This is a genomic window from Clostridium sp. MSTE9 (assembly GCF_000277625.1).
Classification (GTDB): Bacteria; Bacillota; Clostridia; order Oscillospirales; family Acutalibacteraceae; genus Faecalispora; species Faecalispora jeddahensis.
The window spans coordinates 20,884-36,260 of sequence record NZ_AKFU01000032.1 but is presented as its reverse complement, the minus strand read 5'-3'; the positions used below and the strand labels follow the sequence as shown (position 1 = coordinate 36,260).

Annotated in this window: 11 protein-coding genes and 1 tRNA gene; 3 read left to right on the top strand and 9 right to left on the bottom strand. The window is 52.4% G+C overall.

What is annotated here, in order from left to right; genetic code table 11:
• Window positions 1–445: 445 nt before the first annotated feature.
• From HMPREF1141_RS06940 to HMPREF1141_RS06910, 7 genes are all read right to left on the bottom strand, one after another.
• Window positions 446–793 carry a 2-dehydro-3-deoxy-phosphogluconate aldolase gene (locus tag HMPREF1141_RS06940; protein ID WP_009062519.1) on the bottom strand — a complete coding sequence of 116 codons (348 nt, stop codon included), beginning with the start codon at window positions 791–793 and terminating at the stop codon, window positions 446–448.
• Between the two features lie 206 nt (window positions 794–999).
• Entirely contained in the window at window positions 1,000–2,280 is a 1,281-nt protein-coding gene (locus HMPREF1141_RS06935) for an SLC13 family permease (RefSeq protein ID WP_009062698.1), read from the bottom strand.
• Window positions 2,281–2,433: 153 nt separating this feature from the next.
• The gene (gene pdxA / locus HMPREF1141_RS06930; RefSeq protein WP_035316705.1) at window positions 2,434–3,522 is read right to left on the bottom strand and encodes a 4-hydroxythreonine-4-phosphate dehydrogenase PdxA; all 1,089 of its coding nucleotides are present in this window, start codon (window positions 3,520–3,522) and stop codon (window positions 2,434–2,436) included.
• A 16-nt stretch (window positions 3,523–3,538) separates the two neighbouring features.
• The gene (dapA, locus tag HMPREF1141_RS06925) at window positions 3,539–4,447 is read right to left on the bottom strand and encodes a 4-hydroxy-tetrahydrodipicolinate synthase (RefSeq protein WP_009062625.1); all 909 of its coding nucleotides are present in this window, start codon (window positions 4,445–4,447) and stop codon (window positions 3,539–3,541) included.
• Window positions 4,448–4,474: 27 nt separating this feature from the next.
• On the bottom strand, window positions 4,475–5,638 hold the full coding sequence (locus HMPREF1141_RS06920; RefSeq protein ID WP_009062807.1) for an iron-containing alcohol dehydrogenase: 1,164 nt from the start codon (window positions 5,636–5,638) through the stop codon (window positions 4,475–4,477).
• A gap of 53 nt (window positions 5,639–5,691) precedes the next feature.
• A complete protein-coding gene (locus HMPREF1141_RS06915; protein ID WP_009062600.1) occupies window positions 5,692–6,855 on the bottom strand; it encodes a sialidase family protein in 1,164 nt (387 codons plus the stop codon).
• A 15-nt stretch (window positions 6,856–6,870) separates the two neighbouring features.
• On the bottom strand, window positions 6,871–8,130 hold the full coding sequence (locus HMPREF1141_RS06910; RefSeq protein ID WP_009062814.1) for a four-carbon acid sugar kinase family protein: 1,260 nt from the start codon (window positions 8,128–8,130) through the stop codon (window positions 6,871–6,873).
• Between the two features lie 246 nt (window positions 8,131–8,376).
• Here HMPREF1141_RS06910 and HMPREF1141_RS06905 point away from each other — a divergent pair, with 246 nt between their 5' ends.
• The gene (locus HMPREF1141_RS06905) at window positions 8,377–10,161 is read left to right on the top strand and encodes a PrpR N-terminal domain-containing protein (RefSeq protein ID WP_009062613.1); all 1,785 of its coding nucleotides are present in this window, start codon (window positions 8,377–8,379) and stop codon (window positions 10,159–10,161) included.
• A gap of 356 nt (window positions 10,162–10,517) precedes the next feature.
• On the opposite strand, the gene HMPREF1141_RS06900 is transcribed toward HMPREF1141_RS06905, so the two are convergent.
• Both HMPREF1141_RS06900 and HMPREF1141_RS06895 read right to left on the bottom strand, forming a co-directional pair.
• Window positions 10,518–11,117 carry a hypothetical protein gene (locus HMPREF1141_RS06900; RefSeq protein WP_035316702.1) on the bottom strand — a complete coding sequence of 200 codons (600 nt, stop codon included), beginning with the start codon at window positions 11,115–11,117 and terminating at the stop codon, window positions 10,518–10,520.
• A 348-nt stretch (window positions 11,118–11,465) separates the two neighbouring features.
• Window positions 11,466–11,541 (bottom strand) — tRNA-Pro (locus HMPREF1141_RS06895).
• Between the two features lie 326 nt (window positions 11,542–11,867).
• Between HMPREF1141_RS06895 and HMPREF1141_RS06890 the strand changes: the two genes are divergently transcribed.
• On the top strand, window positions 11,868–13,142 hold the full coding sequence (locus HMPREF1141_RS06890) for a HAMP domain-containing methyl-accepting chemotaxis protein (protein WP_009062433.1): 1,275 nt from the start codon (window positions 11,868–11,870) through the stop codon (window positions 13,140–13,142).
• Between the two features lie 285 nt (window positions 13,143–13,427).
• Entirely contained in the window at window positions 13,428–15,374 is a 1,947-nt protein-coding gene (locus HMPREF1141_RS16870) for a 2-dehydropantoate 2-reductase (RefSeq protein ID WP_009062655.1), read from the top strand.
• Window positions 15,375–15,377: the final 3 nt, after the last annotated feature.

Below are 15,377 nucleotides of genomic sequence, written 5' to 3'. Positions count from 1 at the left end.
CGGTTCGATTTTCCAGTGCCGACAAAATGGGATAACGATGAAAAGGGGTACGGCGTCACGCGCCGTACCCCCTGGATATGTTACAAAAGCTCGACAACTTTTAACACCTGTTTAAGAGAAAGAGAACGGCATTTTAGTCCGCTTTTGTTTTCGGTTTGACAAATACAATATCGGCAGGATTGTTTCATGAATTTCTCCCAATCCTCCAGGGGAATATCAATGGCTTGAACGCGGCCGACGAGTAGTACTTCCCCAAAAACAGCAGAAAGCTATGCGGGAATCATGCCGTCGGCGCGGCCGGCCGGGTCAAAAAAGAAATTTCTTTCTTTTATGAGGAGGAAAATCGTCAGCACAAAGCCGAAAAGCACGTTCCGTAAAAAGAATGCAAAAAGCAGCCCCCATCCGGGACTGCTTTTTTGCTGAGTGATTAGAAGGAATGTTATCTTTATTTTTGCATGATATGGATGGCAAAGCCGCCAAACTCGCCGTCCAGGTAGACGTTCTTCAGCTTGCCCTCCTCGGTGTATGCGGCAGTATCCATGTTGAAGGAGAAGCCCTTCTCTTTGAGCTCTTCCACGGCAGCGGTCAGATCCGGCGTGCGCATAGCGATATGACCGTTTGTCCCCAGAAAGGGAGCCTTCATACACTCGAAATAAGGGCCGCTGAATTCGGACTTCTGTCCGTGACGAGGTTCCAGGTTAAACATCATGCTCAGAAGCTGGGCAAGCTTTGCCGCCTCCTCCGCATTGGGGGTGTTGATGCCGATGTGTTCCAGTTCGAATTGGTTGTTCATAATCATACCTCTTTCTCCGAATGTCGGAAGATGATCTTTTTATGTAAAGCTGGATATGATTTTCGATATACCGCAAAAGCGTTTGGTCACCGCCGGTTTGGCCGGCGATTCACTTGGGCGATATGTGGAGGACCTGTAGGGCCCTCCTATGCAGGAAAGAAGAGAATGGATCAGAAGATTACTGTTCGTTGCAGTCATTCAGAAGCTTACATGGGGAACATCAGCAGAGCTCCGGCAGACAGAGCCAGCAAACGGATAAAGTACATCGGAACGGTGAATTTCCAGAACTCGGTCAGCTTGTATTTGCCTATGCCCATGATCATAGCGGGCATGCCGTCGATGGGCAGGAAGTGTCCGTTCCAGCCGGAAACCACGATGGCGGCAGCGGCAGCGGTAGGATTCAGCCCCAGGCTTAAGCAGGTGGAAATGGCCAAAGGAGCGAAAACATAAACGGTACCCAGAGTGGACCCGGTGAGGGTTGCCAGAACACTGGTCAGCACACAGAAGGCGAAAACCAGAACGAAGGGATTGATGCTGTTGCCGAGCATATTCGCTACACTCTCACCGACCAGAGCGGTCAGGCCGGTATTGCCCAGTGCGTCGGCAACACCGATCACACCTGCGGACATCAAAATGATAGGAGAGCAGATGGCGTCACGGATCTCTTTGAAGTCCATGGCGCCAACGGCCAGCAGCAGAACAACAGCCAGGCCGGGAACCACATAGCCCGCATCGCCGACCTTGCTCTGAAGGATCATGCCGACAACGGCAGCCAGAAAAGCAAAATAGGTGGTGTACTCTTTCCACTTGGGCATTCCAGCAACGTTTTCGCCCTGGGCCTTGGCATCCTCCGTTGTCTCTGCAATGGGATGGTCCGGCAAAGATTTGTACGCAACCAGGCACCATGCCAGAAAAGCCAGAGAAAGGATGAGGTTGACAATTGTGAATCTTACGATGTTAACCTCGCCCACAGCAGCGCCGGCACTTTGCAGAACAGCGACAACGATGCCGTACTGCAATGCCACATTCAAAGGAATCAGGGGATGGTTGGCAGCGAAGCCGGCAGACATGATGATTTTTGAACTGGGCAGATTGGGATTGTAAGGGATGGCGGAGAGCAACCCCAGGGTCAGAACATAGTATGCGGTGGAGCCGGTGCCGAACAGGCTGGTCCCCAGCATAACCACCAGAACCAGCAGTACATAGGACTTATAGCCACCCTTGCTTGCCATGTTGTACATTGTGTTCTTAAAGGCAGTAATAAAGCTGGTCTTTTGCAGAGCGGCTATGATTGCCATAAAAGAGGCAAGCATAACAATCGTGGCGTTAGAGAAGCCCGCGAAAGCTGTTTTGATATCGGCTACGCCGAAAAGTACCAGAAGCAGGCAGGCGAGCAGGGGAGGTGCACCGAAGGGGAGTTTCTCTGTCATGATCAGGATAATCATGAGCACAGTGATTGCAAGAGCAATAATCATAGGGACTGTCATTGTTTAATCTCCTCTCTACTATTTTGGATTATTTTTGTGGGAGACACTGTATGAATCCAAGCTTCCAGTTCGGCGAGATGCTTGATCACTGACTGAGAGAAATAGTGGGCTGCCTGATTTTGCAGCCCACAGCAGAACATAGACTGTAAAATATTAGCGTTCTTTCTTAGCATTGGCTATGCGGATGGCATAATCCATGGCATTGATCAGGCTCAGCTCGTTTGCATGGCCGCTGCCTGCATGGCCGAAGGCGGTGCCGTGGTCCACGCTGGCGCGGATGATGGGCAGACCTAGGGTCACGTTAATCCCGGCGACAGCCTCCCAGTGCTTTTCCTCCCGGTTATAGACAAAGCCCTTCACCTTCAAGGGGATGTGCCCCTGGTCGTGGTACATGACCACAATGATGTCATACCAGCCGCCTAGTGCCTTAGAGAACACAGTGTCAGCAGGGACGGGCTTCTGATCAGGAATATGGATGCCCTCAGCCAGGGCGATGTCGATGGCAGGCTGAATCTCCTCAATCTCCTCCATGCCGAACAGGCCATTCTCGCCGCAGTGGGGATTCAGGCCGGCGACTGCGATCTTGGGCTCTTTGATTCCCAGCGACTTGCAGCCTTCGTTGGCAATGCGGATACACTCCAGAACACGATCCTTTTTCACCAGATCGCAGGCCTGACGCAGAGACACATGAGTAGAGACATGGACCACTCGCAGCTCATCGTGAGCCAGCATCATGCTGTACTTGGGGGTTTTCGTGTAATCCGCATAGATCTCGGTGTGACCGGAGTAGTGGTGACCGGCCATATTGATTGCTTCTTTGCTCAAGGCATTGGTCACCGTAGCGTCGATCTGACCGTCCATCGCCAGCTGAATCACTTTGACGACATACTGGAAAGATGCTTCGCCGCCCAGCGCACAGGCGCCTACGCCAAAGGGCTTTGGCTCTTTCAGTTCGGAGGTATCCGGGATTTTGTCTGCGGGCACCAGTCCCAGATCCATCAGGTCGATGGTGCCGCAGGTGTATTTGCCTTCGGCGGGGGAGGAAACCACATTCAGCTCCAGATGGATACCGTGAAGCTTCTCGGCTACCTTCAGAGCGTAACGCATGGAGGTCTCGTCGCCCACCACCAGGGGTTTACAGCGCTGGTAGATTTCCGCATCTGCCAGTGCACGAACAGTGATTTCGGGGCCATTTCCATAGGGATCACCCATAGAAATACCAAGAACAGGTCTCAATTGCATCATGATATTCTCCTTATTAGCGCATACCCTTGTCGGCATTTTCCTTTAAAACCAGTTTCAGAGCTTCAATGCCTTCGTCGCACAGGTAATTGAAGGGACGGCGGCAGTCGCCTACGGGATAACCCAGCAGGGAAACAGCCTTCTTGACAACGGTGTTGGGGTTGCCGTACTTGAATACGGCACGGAAAGAAGCGATGGAATCCTGAGCGACCTCGGCTTCTTCCAGCTTACCAGCCTGGAACAAATCATAAATGGATGCCAGAACATGGGGATATACGTTGGCGCATCCTGCGATGCCGCCTGCACCGCCTGCTTTCAGGCAAGGCAGAATCAGGGAGTCGTTTCCGGACAGGATGCGGAAGTCCTTATCCAGCTCCTTCGTCAGGGTGATGTAGGCCAGAAGGTTATCCCAGTCACCGCTGGAGTCTTTGGCGCCCATGATGACGTCTACATCCTTCGCCAGCTTGGCAACGGTTTCGGGCAGCAGCTTGTTGCCGGTACGTGCAGGAATGTTGTACAGCACGATGGGAATATCCACATGCTTGGCAACCTCCACATAGTGGTCGTACAGCTCTTTCTGGGATGCCAAAGCGAAGCTGGGGGTGATGATGGACAGTACGTCGGCGCCCAGCTCCTGAGCCTTTTTGCTCATGCGGATGGTATCGATCGTAGAAATGCAGCCGCTGCCTGCGTAAACAGGAACACGCCCTTTCACCTGGTCGATGGTAGCCTCCAGAACCTCAATCTTCTCATTTTCGTTCAGGATGTAGCCTTCGCCGTTGGTACCGAAGGGGAACAGGCCGTGAACACCGCCCTCCAGCAGACGGTCGATCTGGTTGCGCAGCTCGTCTAAATGAACCGATTCATCGGAATTCATGGGGGTCAGAATAGGAGTAATAATGCCTTTCAGTTCAACATGCTTCATAGTAGCGCTCTCCTTCTTAAAAATTATTTACATGATTTCCAAGTATAGATTTCTCGCATCCTCGGCGGTGACAGGGCGCATGTTGTTGCTGAGCAGACGCTGCACCTGCATACCGGCCGCAACCAGGCCATCCAGATCCTCACGCGGAACGCCGAATTCTTTCAGGCTGGTGGGAATGTCCAGATGACGGACAATGCGCTCCAGTTGCCCGATAATCCATTCTGCCTTTTCCTGCGCGGTATGGCAGGTCTTCACGGTGTCGTGGCAGCAGCGGTCGTAGGCCTGAGCCAGACGATCCTGGCAGACGGGCGCGTTGAAACGCATCACCGGCGCCAGCAGGATGGCGTTGGAAACGCCGTGGGCAATGTGGTACTTGCCGCCCAGAGGATAGCTCAGGGCATGAACAGCGGTGGTACCGGAAGCCGTGATGGCAAGCCCGCCGTAATACGCGGCGATCTGCATCCGGTTTTTTTCGGCCATCGCTTCGGGGTCGTCGCAGGCTTTTTCGATGTTATTCAGGATGAGGTCGAGCCCTTCCAGTGCATACAGGTCGCTGAAAGGATTGGCCTTGTTGCTGGTAAAGCACTCAATGCAATGCGCCAGGGCATCCACTCCGGTAGCAGCGGCAATCGGTCTGGGTAGGTTTTTAATCATCCGGGCGTCCAGAATCACATAATCGGCAATCATATTCTCATTGACAATGCCGACCTTCAGCTCCTTTTCCGGAACGGCGACGATGGCGTTGGGGGTTACCTCCGCACCGGTACCGGCGGTGGTGGGAATCAGAATGATGGGAACACACTTTCTGGCACGGCCGGGCTCATCCAGCAGCTCTTTTACGCCGTATTCCTCGGTGACAAGCACGCTGGCCAGCTTGGCGGCATCCATGACACTGCCGCCGCCGCAGGCAACGATCATATCTGCGCCGCTTGCCTTGAACTGATCCACAATGTTCTGCACCGCAGTGTAAGAGGGTTCGGGAGGAATCTCATCCAGAACATAGTAATCGGCTCCCGCAGCCTTCACCGCAGCTTCCGGCAGAGCAAACAGGCCAGTGGCCTGAATTCCCTTATCGGTGAACATGGCCACACGCTTCACCTGATCATTTTTCAGGATGGAGGTAATATTGTCTATTGCATTTTCGCCGCCGTAAACAGCGTGGGGCATTTTCAAATTGTATACAGTCTGCATCTTATATCACTCCTTAGTAACAATTGCTTTTTATCCCTCCGTGCGGTGCCGTCTTATTTTGTTCCCTCGCCGGAGGTGGGATTGTACACGCCAACGCGCTCTCGCTTTGTACCGATGACATCCTCTTCGGTGAAGCTGACGTACTTAATGCACTTGCGGGTGTAAGCTGCGTAGGTCAGATGCAGTCTGCCGTCGGTGCTCTGCATCAGGTAGGGGTACTCGTACTGCTTATTGTTGGTCTTGTTTTCCTCACCGATGTATCCCTCTCCGCGCTCCATCCAGCGGATCAAGGGGAAGGTCAGGCCGCCGTCTTCGGACAGTGCCACGGCAACAGGGCAGCGCAGACCGGGCCACGCAGCCTTGCCGGGAACAGGAGAGGGCGTGCAGGTGGGATTGTATGCCACAGCAACACGACCACTCTTGGTGCGGATAGCGCTGATGGAGGAATTGTTGTTGGGCAGAGGGGTGGATTTTGGCTCAGACCAGGTCTCGCCCCAGTCCAGAGACTCGCTGCGGTAGACGTTGTCGGCCTCACGGCTGCGCATGAAAGCGACTAGGTGACCGTTATCCAGCTCCACAACGGTGGGGTGGACGCGGCCGCGGCTGTTGGGCATCTCTACCATGCGCCAGGTCTTGCCCTGATCATCAGAGAGCTGAAACACGCTGGGGTCACCGGACAGGCCTTCCTCAGAGTCGGTGCACAGCCAGTTGCCGAAGATCCAGCGGCCATTTTTCAGAACCTGAATGGGCTGGCGGCAGAAGCTGCCCTCTCTGGGGAACACGGTTTCGTAATCGCTCCAGGTCAGTCCGCCGTCAAAGCTCTTCTGGCAGCGGATTTGAGAGGTGAACTGCATGTTGTCCTTGCCCGCAACACGATCCAGCTGGGCGGTGTACATACACCAAACAGCGCCGTCGGGACCATAGAACAGAGAAGGATTCTGCTCGCTGCGCCGGGGATCACCGGAAACGGCGACCGGCTCCGTCCAGCGATCGGCGCCCTTGGGAAGGCGGGCGCAGACGATGTGCACGTCGGCATCCCCTTCATAAGTACCTGCAAACCAGCAGCACAGCATGTCGCCGCCCGGCAGCTCCAGCATGGCGGGGGAATGGCAGGTAGCGAAGGGTCCGGGAGGCACCATGGATTCCACAGTACCCATTTCTTCGTTGCGGAAGATTCGTCCGTCCAAAGTCAGACCGGGGAGAGTAGGATAATTCATAAGATGTACCTCCAGTTAATATATTGTGGATTTCCGGGAAATCCTTTTTGCCAATGTTACAAATAAATCCTGGTCGCCGAAACCGCCGGATTTTGAAATAATATGGTAGGTTTTTTCTTTGTAAACAAATTCGGTCAAAACAACGCCGGTTGCCATTTCACAAATGGGCGTCAGCTCCGAAACGCCGACCGCTCGCATCAACGCCAGCAGCGTGTCACCGCCGGTGCACAAAAGAGTGGCCTTCAGGCCGTCATCCAGCATTCGCTTCATCAAAGCTGCCAGGTTCTCCGGAATCCGCACCCGAACCTGTTCCGGCGTCAGCCCCTGTTCCCGGGCGTAGAGTTCGGTATCCTCACACCCTTCCGGATCGTTTGCATCCAGAATAAACCGCTTTTCCGCAGATGCCTGTGCCAGCCATTGCCGAACACATTCTCCGGCTGAATCACTGTCCACCCAACTCCGTTCCAGCTTCTGAACCGGGTTCAAATTGACATGGGGGAAGCCCTGTTCCCGTGCCGCCTTCATCTGGCGGATGGTGACCGGGTTGACGCTGCCGCAGGATATGAACAGCGTGCTTTCCAGCTCAGGCAGTTCCGGAGCCTGCCCCTTCAGATTCAGCAGATCTGCCAGAACCGCCGCAAATCCGGCGCATCCTGCACAGAATCGCAGCCGCTCCAGCCCCAGCTGCCTGCCGATGCGCCTCAGATCGGCATCCGTTTCCGCATCGAATATCTGGATGCCTGGATTCGAAATCCCATTGGTCTCCATCTGTGAGTGCATCACCACCGGTACAGCTGTCTGCCGTCCAAGAATCTCTGCCACCTCCGAGTCTAAAACCGGTTCAAAGGGATCCTGGCCGAACACGCTCTGGGCTACAGGTACGCCGTCGATATAGTGAATTCCCGCTTTAGTGATCCGGTTGAGCTTCGGAAGGGCCGGGAGAAACGGAAGGGCATCGACGCCTGCTGCATCCATCAGCGCCGTCAGTTCACTGCCTACGTTTCCCCGCAGCGCGGAGTCCGTCTTTTTATAAATGTAAGGAATCCCGGCTTGCAGTGCCTTGCGCACTGTGTGATACACAATCTCATAGGCCTCCTGCGGCTGCAGGTGTCGGGTTTCTGCCACCATTACCAAAACTTCCGCTGTTTTTCCAATTGACCGGAAATCACAGGTCGAATCTGTGACCACGGTTGTGGCTGCTCCTTTGGCTGCAAACTGCACGCCGGTGTCAAATGCTCCTGTGAAGTCATCTGCAATGATCAGAAGCTTTACCATATATGCACCTCCCGGTCGTTTTATTTTGAAACAGATTAGAAGGTTTCATTCCATCTTTTGTTTATTTTGAAAATTATAAATCCTTATTGATCTGCTTTTGTGTTTATTTTACATATTTAACGTGTACTGCGCAATCTTTTTTAATTCCCATAATCGTTTATATTTGAAACAAACAGAAAAGTATTGCTTCATTTTTGTATGTTTGATATAATGTGTCCATAATTGAAACGCATGATGGAGGCGTCCATGAAGAAGCATATTCGTGTTTTAGGCATTGCGCCCTACGAGGGAATGAAAATCCAAATGCTCAATCTGGTGGAAGAGTATCCCCAGATCGATCTGACCGTCTATGTCGGTGATCTGGAGCAGGGTCTTGTCATCATTCAGAACAACTTTCATGGAGATTACGATGTGGTCATCTCCCGTGGTGCTACGGCACAGATGCTGCGGCAGCACCTGACCATCCCGGTGATTGAGATTGACATTTCCATGTATGACATTCTCTGTGCCATCAAGCTGGCCAACGGGCTGAAAGAAAAGACCGCCATGATCTTCTTCGCCAACATCCGAAACCAGGTGCTGTCCCTGTGCGATCTGCTGGAATGCGACATGGATATCTACACGGTAGATACCGTTGAGGCCGTGGAGCCGACCCTGCGCAGTCTTCAGGAGAAACAGTATCACGCCATTCTCTGCGACGTGATTGTCAACACCACCGCCCAGCGGCTGGGGATCAATTCCTTCCTGATCACCTCCGGTATCGACAGTATCCGAAATGCCTTTCACCACGCGTTGCTGCTGTGTGACAGCCAGCAATACCTGCGGGATGAAAACCTGTTCTTCCGGGAGCTGATCCGAGGACAGATTGGACAGACCGTTGTCTTTGACAGTCAGGGAAATCTGTTTCTGTCCACCCTGGACGATCTAAAACCCGAACTATTGGAACTGCTGCGCGAGGAGCTGTCCCAATCTTTGCAGGAGGGGGATCGGCGGATCAGCCGTTCCCTGGGGGGCATGCTCTATTCCATTCGTGTCCGGCAAATTAGGAGTGGCGCTCTGCACTATACCGCCTTCTTCTTCGATGCCAGAAAATTGCCCGTATCCCCCAACCAGGTGGGGATACGTTTTTCCAGTCAGGCCGAGGCAGAGGCGGCTTATTACAACAGCATTTTCAGCTTCGCCGGGAACCTGCACGGTTCTCAGCAGGAAATTGACCAAATCAATCAAAGCACCGCCCCGGTCATTTTCACCGGCGAGGACGGTACGGGCAAGGAATCCATCGTCCGCATGCTTTACATTCGGGGGTCTCTGCGGAATAACCCGCTGGTATCCATCAACTGCAGCCTGCTGAACGACCGCAGCTGGGCCTTCCTCATGGAGCACCACAACTCCCCCCTGGCAGATGAGGGAAGCACTATCTACTTTGCCAATGTGGATGTGTTGTCTCGGGAGCGGCAGTACCAGCTCATCGCCGTGCTGACGGAGATGGATGTATGCCGGCGAAACCGGGTGATGTTCTCCTGTGTTTGCCAGAGCGGCGAGTATATTTCTAAAGTAGGTGCTCTGTTCCAGGACAAACTCTCCTGTCTTTCCCTGTATCTGACGCCTCTGCGGCAGATTTCTCAGCAGATTCCCACTCTGGTAAATCTGTGCCTGAGCCATATGAACGTCAACATGCCCCGGCAGATTCTGGGCGCAGACCCAGAATCTCTGTCCCTGCTGCAAAATTACCACTGGCCCCATAACTACACCCAGTTCCGCCGGGTCATTGAGGAGCTGGCGGTGACGAGCGCCAACCAGATCATCACCGCCGACAACGTCCGTCGCGTGCTGCGGAAGGAGCGGCACGTCGGTGCCTTCTCCTCCCAGAAGGAAAATGCCGCTGCTCCTCTGGATCTGAACCGGACGCTGACAGAAATCAGTCAGGACATCGCCATCCGGGTGGTCGACGAAACCGGCGGCAATCATACCGCCGCCGCCAAACGCCTGGGCATCAGTCGTACCACCCTGTGGCGACTGCTGCAAAAATAAAGCGCAGCGAGAGAGCATTCTATTAAGCCGGATAAAGAAACGGTCCAAAGAAAAAAGATATTGCTTTGCGGAGGGCTGCGGCCTGTATATGAGATATTTTTTAAAAAAATATTCATTTTACTCATTTCAGAAAAAAATCGGTTTGCTAACGAAACTGTTTACAAATGGGAATAGCCCCAAAACGAAATCTTCGTTTTGGGGCTATTCCCATGGTGCCAGTATTCATAAGAAACAACTTGGAAACCCGCATAAAATAAAGGCTCTTGACATCAGGCAAACAGACATTGCATCACTATATTAGCCAAGCAAACCGACGAATTGAAGTTTGTCAGATTCTCATTATGCTTACACTCTTATTATTGATTTTTGAAATGAAGGAAGGATAGAATACTAACCGGTGTAAAATAAACACACCAAAATACCAATACTGCGGTTCCAATCCATTCAGCACCTTCCATACCAGTACGAAATAAACCTATTATCGGCAAAATAAAGCAGACAATCGCAAAAACTCCATGAATTAGCAACAACCATTTCAGCCATTTATCTGGCTTTGTTTTAACCTCTACGGCCAGTCCCGTGAAAAATGTTGATATGGCCATTAACCCATAGCCAAGTAAATCATAACTAAAAAATAAACCAAACTTTGGATAAGAAAGGATTTGTATTGCCTGTTCATTCAGGTTATCAAGTCTCACTGTCGTCACTTGCGCAAAATAGACTAATAAAATAAATACAGCGTACATTCCTGCAAATACCATTGCGGTATTTCCAGCAACTTTCTTTTCGAAACTGCTATAAAAAGTAAAAGTACAAATCATTGGAACAAAGCTAAATGCAATGAACATACAAACAAGGTAACTTCCGAAGTCGTTTCCTATCAGCATACAGAAAGTAAATGCTATTACTGCACATACATTTATTATGGAAGCATACATTCCGATTTTCTTGTTCATTCTTTTACCCCTTACTTCGCCTAATATACATAAACGATAATTCAATTTCTATTTATATCAGTAACATTATAACTGATTGAAGAGCAATAAGAAAGAAAGGCATAAAAGAAATATATGTAAACAAAAACGGGCTGACATGTCATCAACTTTTTTTGTCCTTATGAACACGTTTTATATTGCTCCGAGTGACAGGGTTCGGGTGTTGGAGCGCTGAACCCGCGTTCCGCGAGTCCCTCCATTTTTTTCATATAAAGTCGTCCCTGTTTCGTTTCTCCGCACCTGCACTAAGGTTCGCCCCCAGCCACGTGATACCAAAAGAAAAAGACCCCCTTGAGGGTCTTTTTCTTTTGGTCCGAGTGACAGGGTTCGAACCTGCGGCCTGATGGTCCCAAACCACCCGCGCTACCAGCTGCGCCACACCCGGAAATATTTGATCAGGATATTAGAAAGCATACTTGCTTCGAAATTATAGCGGAAAATGAACGATTCGTCAAGCCATTCGGCGTAATGCGAAAAATGAAATCTTAAAAAAGAGTCAATAAATAAAATCTTGTGTTTTTAAAGTGGTTTTTATTATTTCTTTTTCAAAATCACTAAATTTTTTCGCAATAGGGACGAAATTACTAAATGAAGTTCTATTTTTTTCTATCCTTTTTGTCGACTTGTGCATGAAAGCCTATATCAAGGATAATCGGAACGAATTACATATGGAGGTTTTCCCCCACAACATCAGGTTAAGGGAGCTGGTTTATGATGAAAAGCATCCGTTTCAGAATCGCCTCAATTCTATTGGCAATTATTGTCTTGCTAAGCGTATCTTTTGGTACTATCAGTACTTTGGTAATCAAATCCGGGGCCGACGAAATTTTTTGGATCATTATTTTGACTGTGGTGTACTGTCTGGTAGGTGTTGTGGTTTCCTTTTGGATTGGGGGTAAAATTGCAAAACCGATTTCCATTTGTGCGGATCGCCTATATGCGCTGTCGGAGGGCGACTTGAAGTCTCCTGTGCCGCAGATACATACCAAGGATGAAACGGGACGCCTGGCCGACGCGACAGAAGTGATTGTCTCGAATCTGCGCGCCATCATTTCAGATCTCGTTTCGCTGCTGGAAGCTCTTTCGCGCTCGAATTTCAATGTGAGATCTCAGGCGCAGGATGCATACCGCGGAGATTTCAAGCCGCTGTCCGACCATTTTGAGAGAATCGTACTTTCTTTGAACGATACCTTGAGCCAGATCAATCAATCTGCCGGTATGGTGTCCAATGAATCCGAGCAGGTATCTTACGGTGCGCAGAATCTGGCGCAGGGCGCTTCGGAGCAGACGGCTTCCATTGAGGAGCTGGCCGCGGCGATCCACCATTTGTCCGACAAGGTGAAGGAAAACGCCCTGAATGCGGTTCAGGCCGGTGAATGGGCTACCCAGACAATGGGTGAGGTTGGTCAGTGCAACGATAAAATGCAGAGCATGGTGCAGGCCATGAAGCGCATTGAGCAGACCTCCTCTCAGATCAGCAACATTGTAAAGGCAATTGAAGATATCGCGTTCCAGACGAACATTCTGGCGCTGAACGCCGCTGTTGAGGCCTCCCGTGCGGGAGAAGCCGGCAAGGGCTTTGCTGTTGTTGCGGACGAGGTTCGCAGCCTTGCGTCGAAGAGCGCGGAATCCGCGAAGAGCACTTCCGCTTTGATTTCGGACTCTTTGAACGCTGTCTCAGAAGGCTCCAGAATGGTGGGAGAAGCGCTGGATGCCCTGCAGGCCGTGACAAAGAGCATGGCAGAAACGCAGAGAGAGCACCGCGAGATTGCGGAGGTCACCGAAGAGCAGTCCACTGCGGTAGATCACCTGACTACGGTAATGGATCAGATTTCTGCGGTGGTGCAGACCAACTCTGCCACAGCGGAAGAAAGCGCGGCGGCGAGCGAGGAGCTTTCCAGTCAGGCCCAGATGATGAAATCGCTGGTGTCTCAGTTCCAGCTTCGCTCTTCCTCTTCGGCACCGGCCAGAAATACCAAAGCGTAATTCCGTGCAAGACAGCAATCAGATTTTAGATCAAAGCGGGGCGGGACTATCCCGTCCCGTTCTTTTTCTGGAATCGCATCCCTGCCTGATAGCAGGTTCTAATCCGCGACGAAACAGTGAAAAACAGGTGCCTCTTCCCGCCTTCAGCAGGGAAGAGACAATCGTTGCCATCCAGTAAGTGCGGGGCGCTTTGCAAAGAGTCGGAAAAGGTGCTATGATAAGGAAAAATCGCTGAAGAATCCGGCTCTTCGGGGCCGGCGTCATTTTATCACCGGAGGGATTTCCATGAAGTACTTGATTGTAGGAACAGGAGGAACAGGGGGCGCAATCGGCGGATTTCTGGCCGCGAGCGGCAAGGATGTTTCGTTCATCGCCAGAGGCAGTCATCTGGAAGCGATCCGTCAGAACGGGCTGGTAGTCGATTCTGAGCTGCGCGGACGGCTGCACATTGAGAATGCGCAGGCGTTCGATATGGAAAGCTACGAGGACAGCCCCGATGTGATTTTTGTATGTGTCAAAGGGTATTCGATGGATGAGGTCTGTCCCTTCCTCCGCCGCGTCGCACGATCGGATACCATGATTGTACCGATTTTGAACGTGTACGGCACCGGCGGAAAACTGGCGGTGCGCATGCCGGGCCTTACGGTGGCGGATGGCTGTGTTTACATCGTGTCCTACATTTCAGCCCCCGGCGAAATCACGCAGAAGGGCCCGCTGTTCCGTGTTGTGTACGGCAACCGCGATTCGAGCTGCCCCGATATTTTCTATGACATTGAACGCGACCTGCGCGAGAGCGGGATCGACGTGATCGTATCCACGAATATTATCCGCGACGCGTTTCAGAAGTTTTCCTGTGTTTCTCCCATGGCGGCCGCGGGTGTGTTCTTTCAGAATACTATGGGCGAGATCCGAGAAAACCCCAGAAAGAGAGCGGTGTTTGCCAGCCTGGTGGGGGAGATCGGCCAGCTTGCGCAGGCGATGGGAATTCCGTTTTCCACCGATGTGGTTCAGGAAAATCTCGAGATTCTGGATCACTCCGCACCGGACAGCACGACCTCTATGCAGAGAGATCTGCAAAAGGGCGGCCCGTCCGAAATCAACGAGCTTCTGTTTGAGGTGGTTCGCCTGGGCAAGCGCTATCAGGTGGAGCTGCCTACCTATGAAATGATCGCCAAGAGCATGGGCTACTCCGAAGCGCTTGAACCCATGTGGCTGGGGAACCTGCAGCTGCGGAATCATCTGGTGCGTTCCGCTACGCGCGACGGCGTGGAGAACGAGGACGGCACCGTGAGCGAACGCCAGCTGCAGATCATGCGCACGTTCGCATCGCATGAGGTGGGCATGATCATCACCGGGCATTTCTATGTGCACCCGCAGGGACAGGCCTCCCCCTCGCAGAACGGCATCTATGACGGGCGCTTTCTGCCTGGGATGCGGCGGATGACAGATGTGGTTCACATGGAAGAGGGCTGCATCGTAGCGCAGCTGAACCACGCGGGCGGCAACGCGGATGTGGAGGAGCCCGTGGCCCCGTCGGAGCGGGTGTATTCCAAGGGACGACTTGCACGCGCGCTGACAAGGGAAGAGATGGACGAAATCTGCGAGTGCTTTGCCGAAGGGGCTTCCCGCGCATATCAGGCAGGGTTCGACGGTGTGCAGATTCACATGGCGCACGATTATCTGCTCGGCGAGTTTTTAACGCCGATGATGAACAACAGAACCGACGAATACGGCGGTTCCGCTGAAAACCGCTTCCGTTTTTGTGCGGAGATCATCGAGGCGGTACGGCGTGCTACCTCCGAGAGTTTCCCGATTCTTGTAAAGATCAACAGCAATGTTCAGGTAAACGACCGCCAATATGAAGAGGACCTGCTGTATTATCTGCAGCAGATGGAATCGCTTGGGGTTGCCGCCGCAGAGCTTTCGGGCTGCGATTTTACAAAGAAGAGCGCCAACGAGCGGACATACTATCTGGAAAGGGCGACGCGGATGCAGCAGCAGCTCAGCATGCCGCTGATTTTGGTCGGCGGGGTGCGCTCGCTGCAGGATATTGCCAAGGTGATCGATGCCGGCATCCCGATGGTTTCGCTCAGTCGGCCGCTGATTTGCCAGGGCGATCTGATCCCCCGCCTGCTTTCGGGGGAGAGGGCGCGGTGCATCAGCTGCAACCAGTGCTTTGCTCTGCCGCGCACCAGGGGAATCCGCTGTGTGTTCCATGCGCAGCAGCGCTGAACG

What these genes read in the sequence shown, in the direction of transcription:
- HMPREF1141_RS06890 (WP_009062433.1), top strand. Translation starts at nt 11,868, where the DNA reads ATGATGAAAAGCATCCGTTTCAGAATCGCCTCAATTCTATTGGCAATT.
- HMPREF1141_RS06905 (WP_009062613.1), top strand. Translation starts at nt 8,377, where the DNA reads ATGAAGAAGCATATTCGTGTTTTAGGCATTGCGCCCTACGAGGGAATG.
- pdxA (WP_035316705.1), bottom strand. Translation starts at nt 3,522, where the DNA reads ATGCAATTGAGACCTGTTCTTGGTATTTCTATGGGTGATCCCTATGGA.
- HMPREF1141_RS06910 (WP_009062814.1), bottom strand. Translation starts at nt 8,130, where the DNA reads ATGGTAAAGCTTCTGATCATTGCAGATGACTTCACAGGAGCATTTGAC.
- HMPREF1141_RS06915 (WP_009062600.1), bottom strand. Translation starts at nt 6,855, where the DNA reads ATGAATTATCCTACTCTCCCCGGTCTGACTTTGGACGGACGAATCTTC.
- HMPREF1141_RS16870 (WP_009062655.1), top strand. Translation starts at nt 13,428, where the DNA reads ATGAAGTACTTGATTGTAGGAACAGGAGGAACAGGGGGCGCAATCGGC.
- HMPREF1141_RS06920 (WP_009062807.1), bottom strand. Translation starts at nt 5,638, where the DNA reads ATGCAGACTGTATACAATTTGAAAATGCCCCACGCTGTTTACGGCGGC.
- dapA (WP_009062625.1), bottom strand. Translation starts at nt 4,447, where the DNA reads ATGAAGCATGTTGAACTGAAAGGCATTATTACTCCTATTCTGACCCCC.
- HMPREF1141_RS06900 (WP_035316702.1), bottom strand. Translation starts at nt 11,117, where the DNA reads ATGAACAAGAAAATCGGAATGTATGCTTCCATAATAAATGTATGTGCA.
- HMPREF1141_RS06935 (WP_009062698.1), bottom strand. Translation starts at nt 2,280, where the DNA reads ATGACAGTCCCTATGATTATTGCTCTTGCAATCACTGTGCTCATGATT.
- HMPREF1141_RS06940 (WP_009062519.1), bottom strand. Translation starts at nt 793, where the DNA reads ATGAACAACCAATTCGAACTGGAACACATCGGCATCAACACCCCCAAT.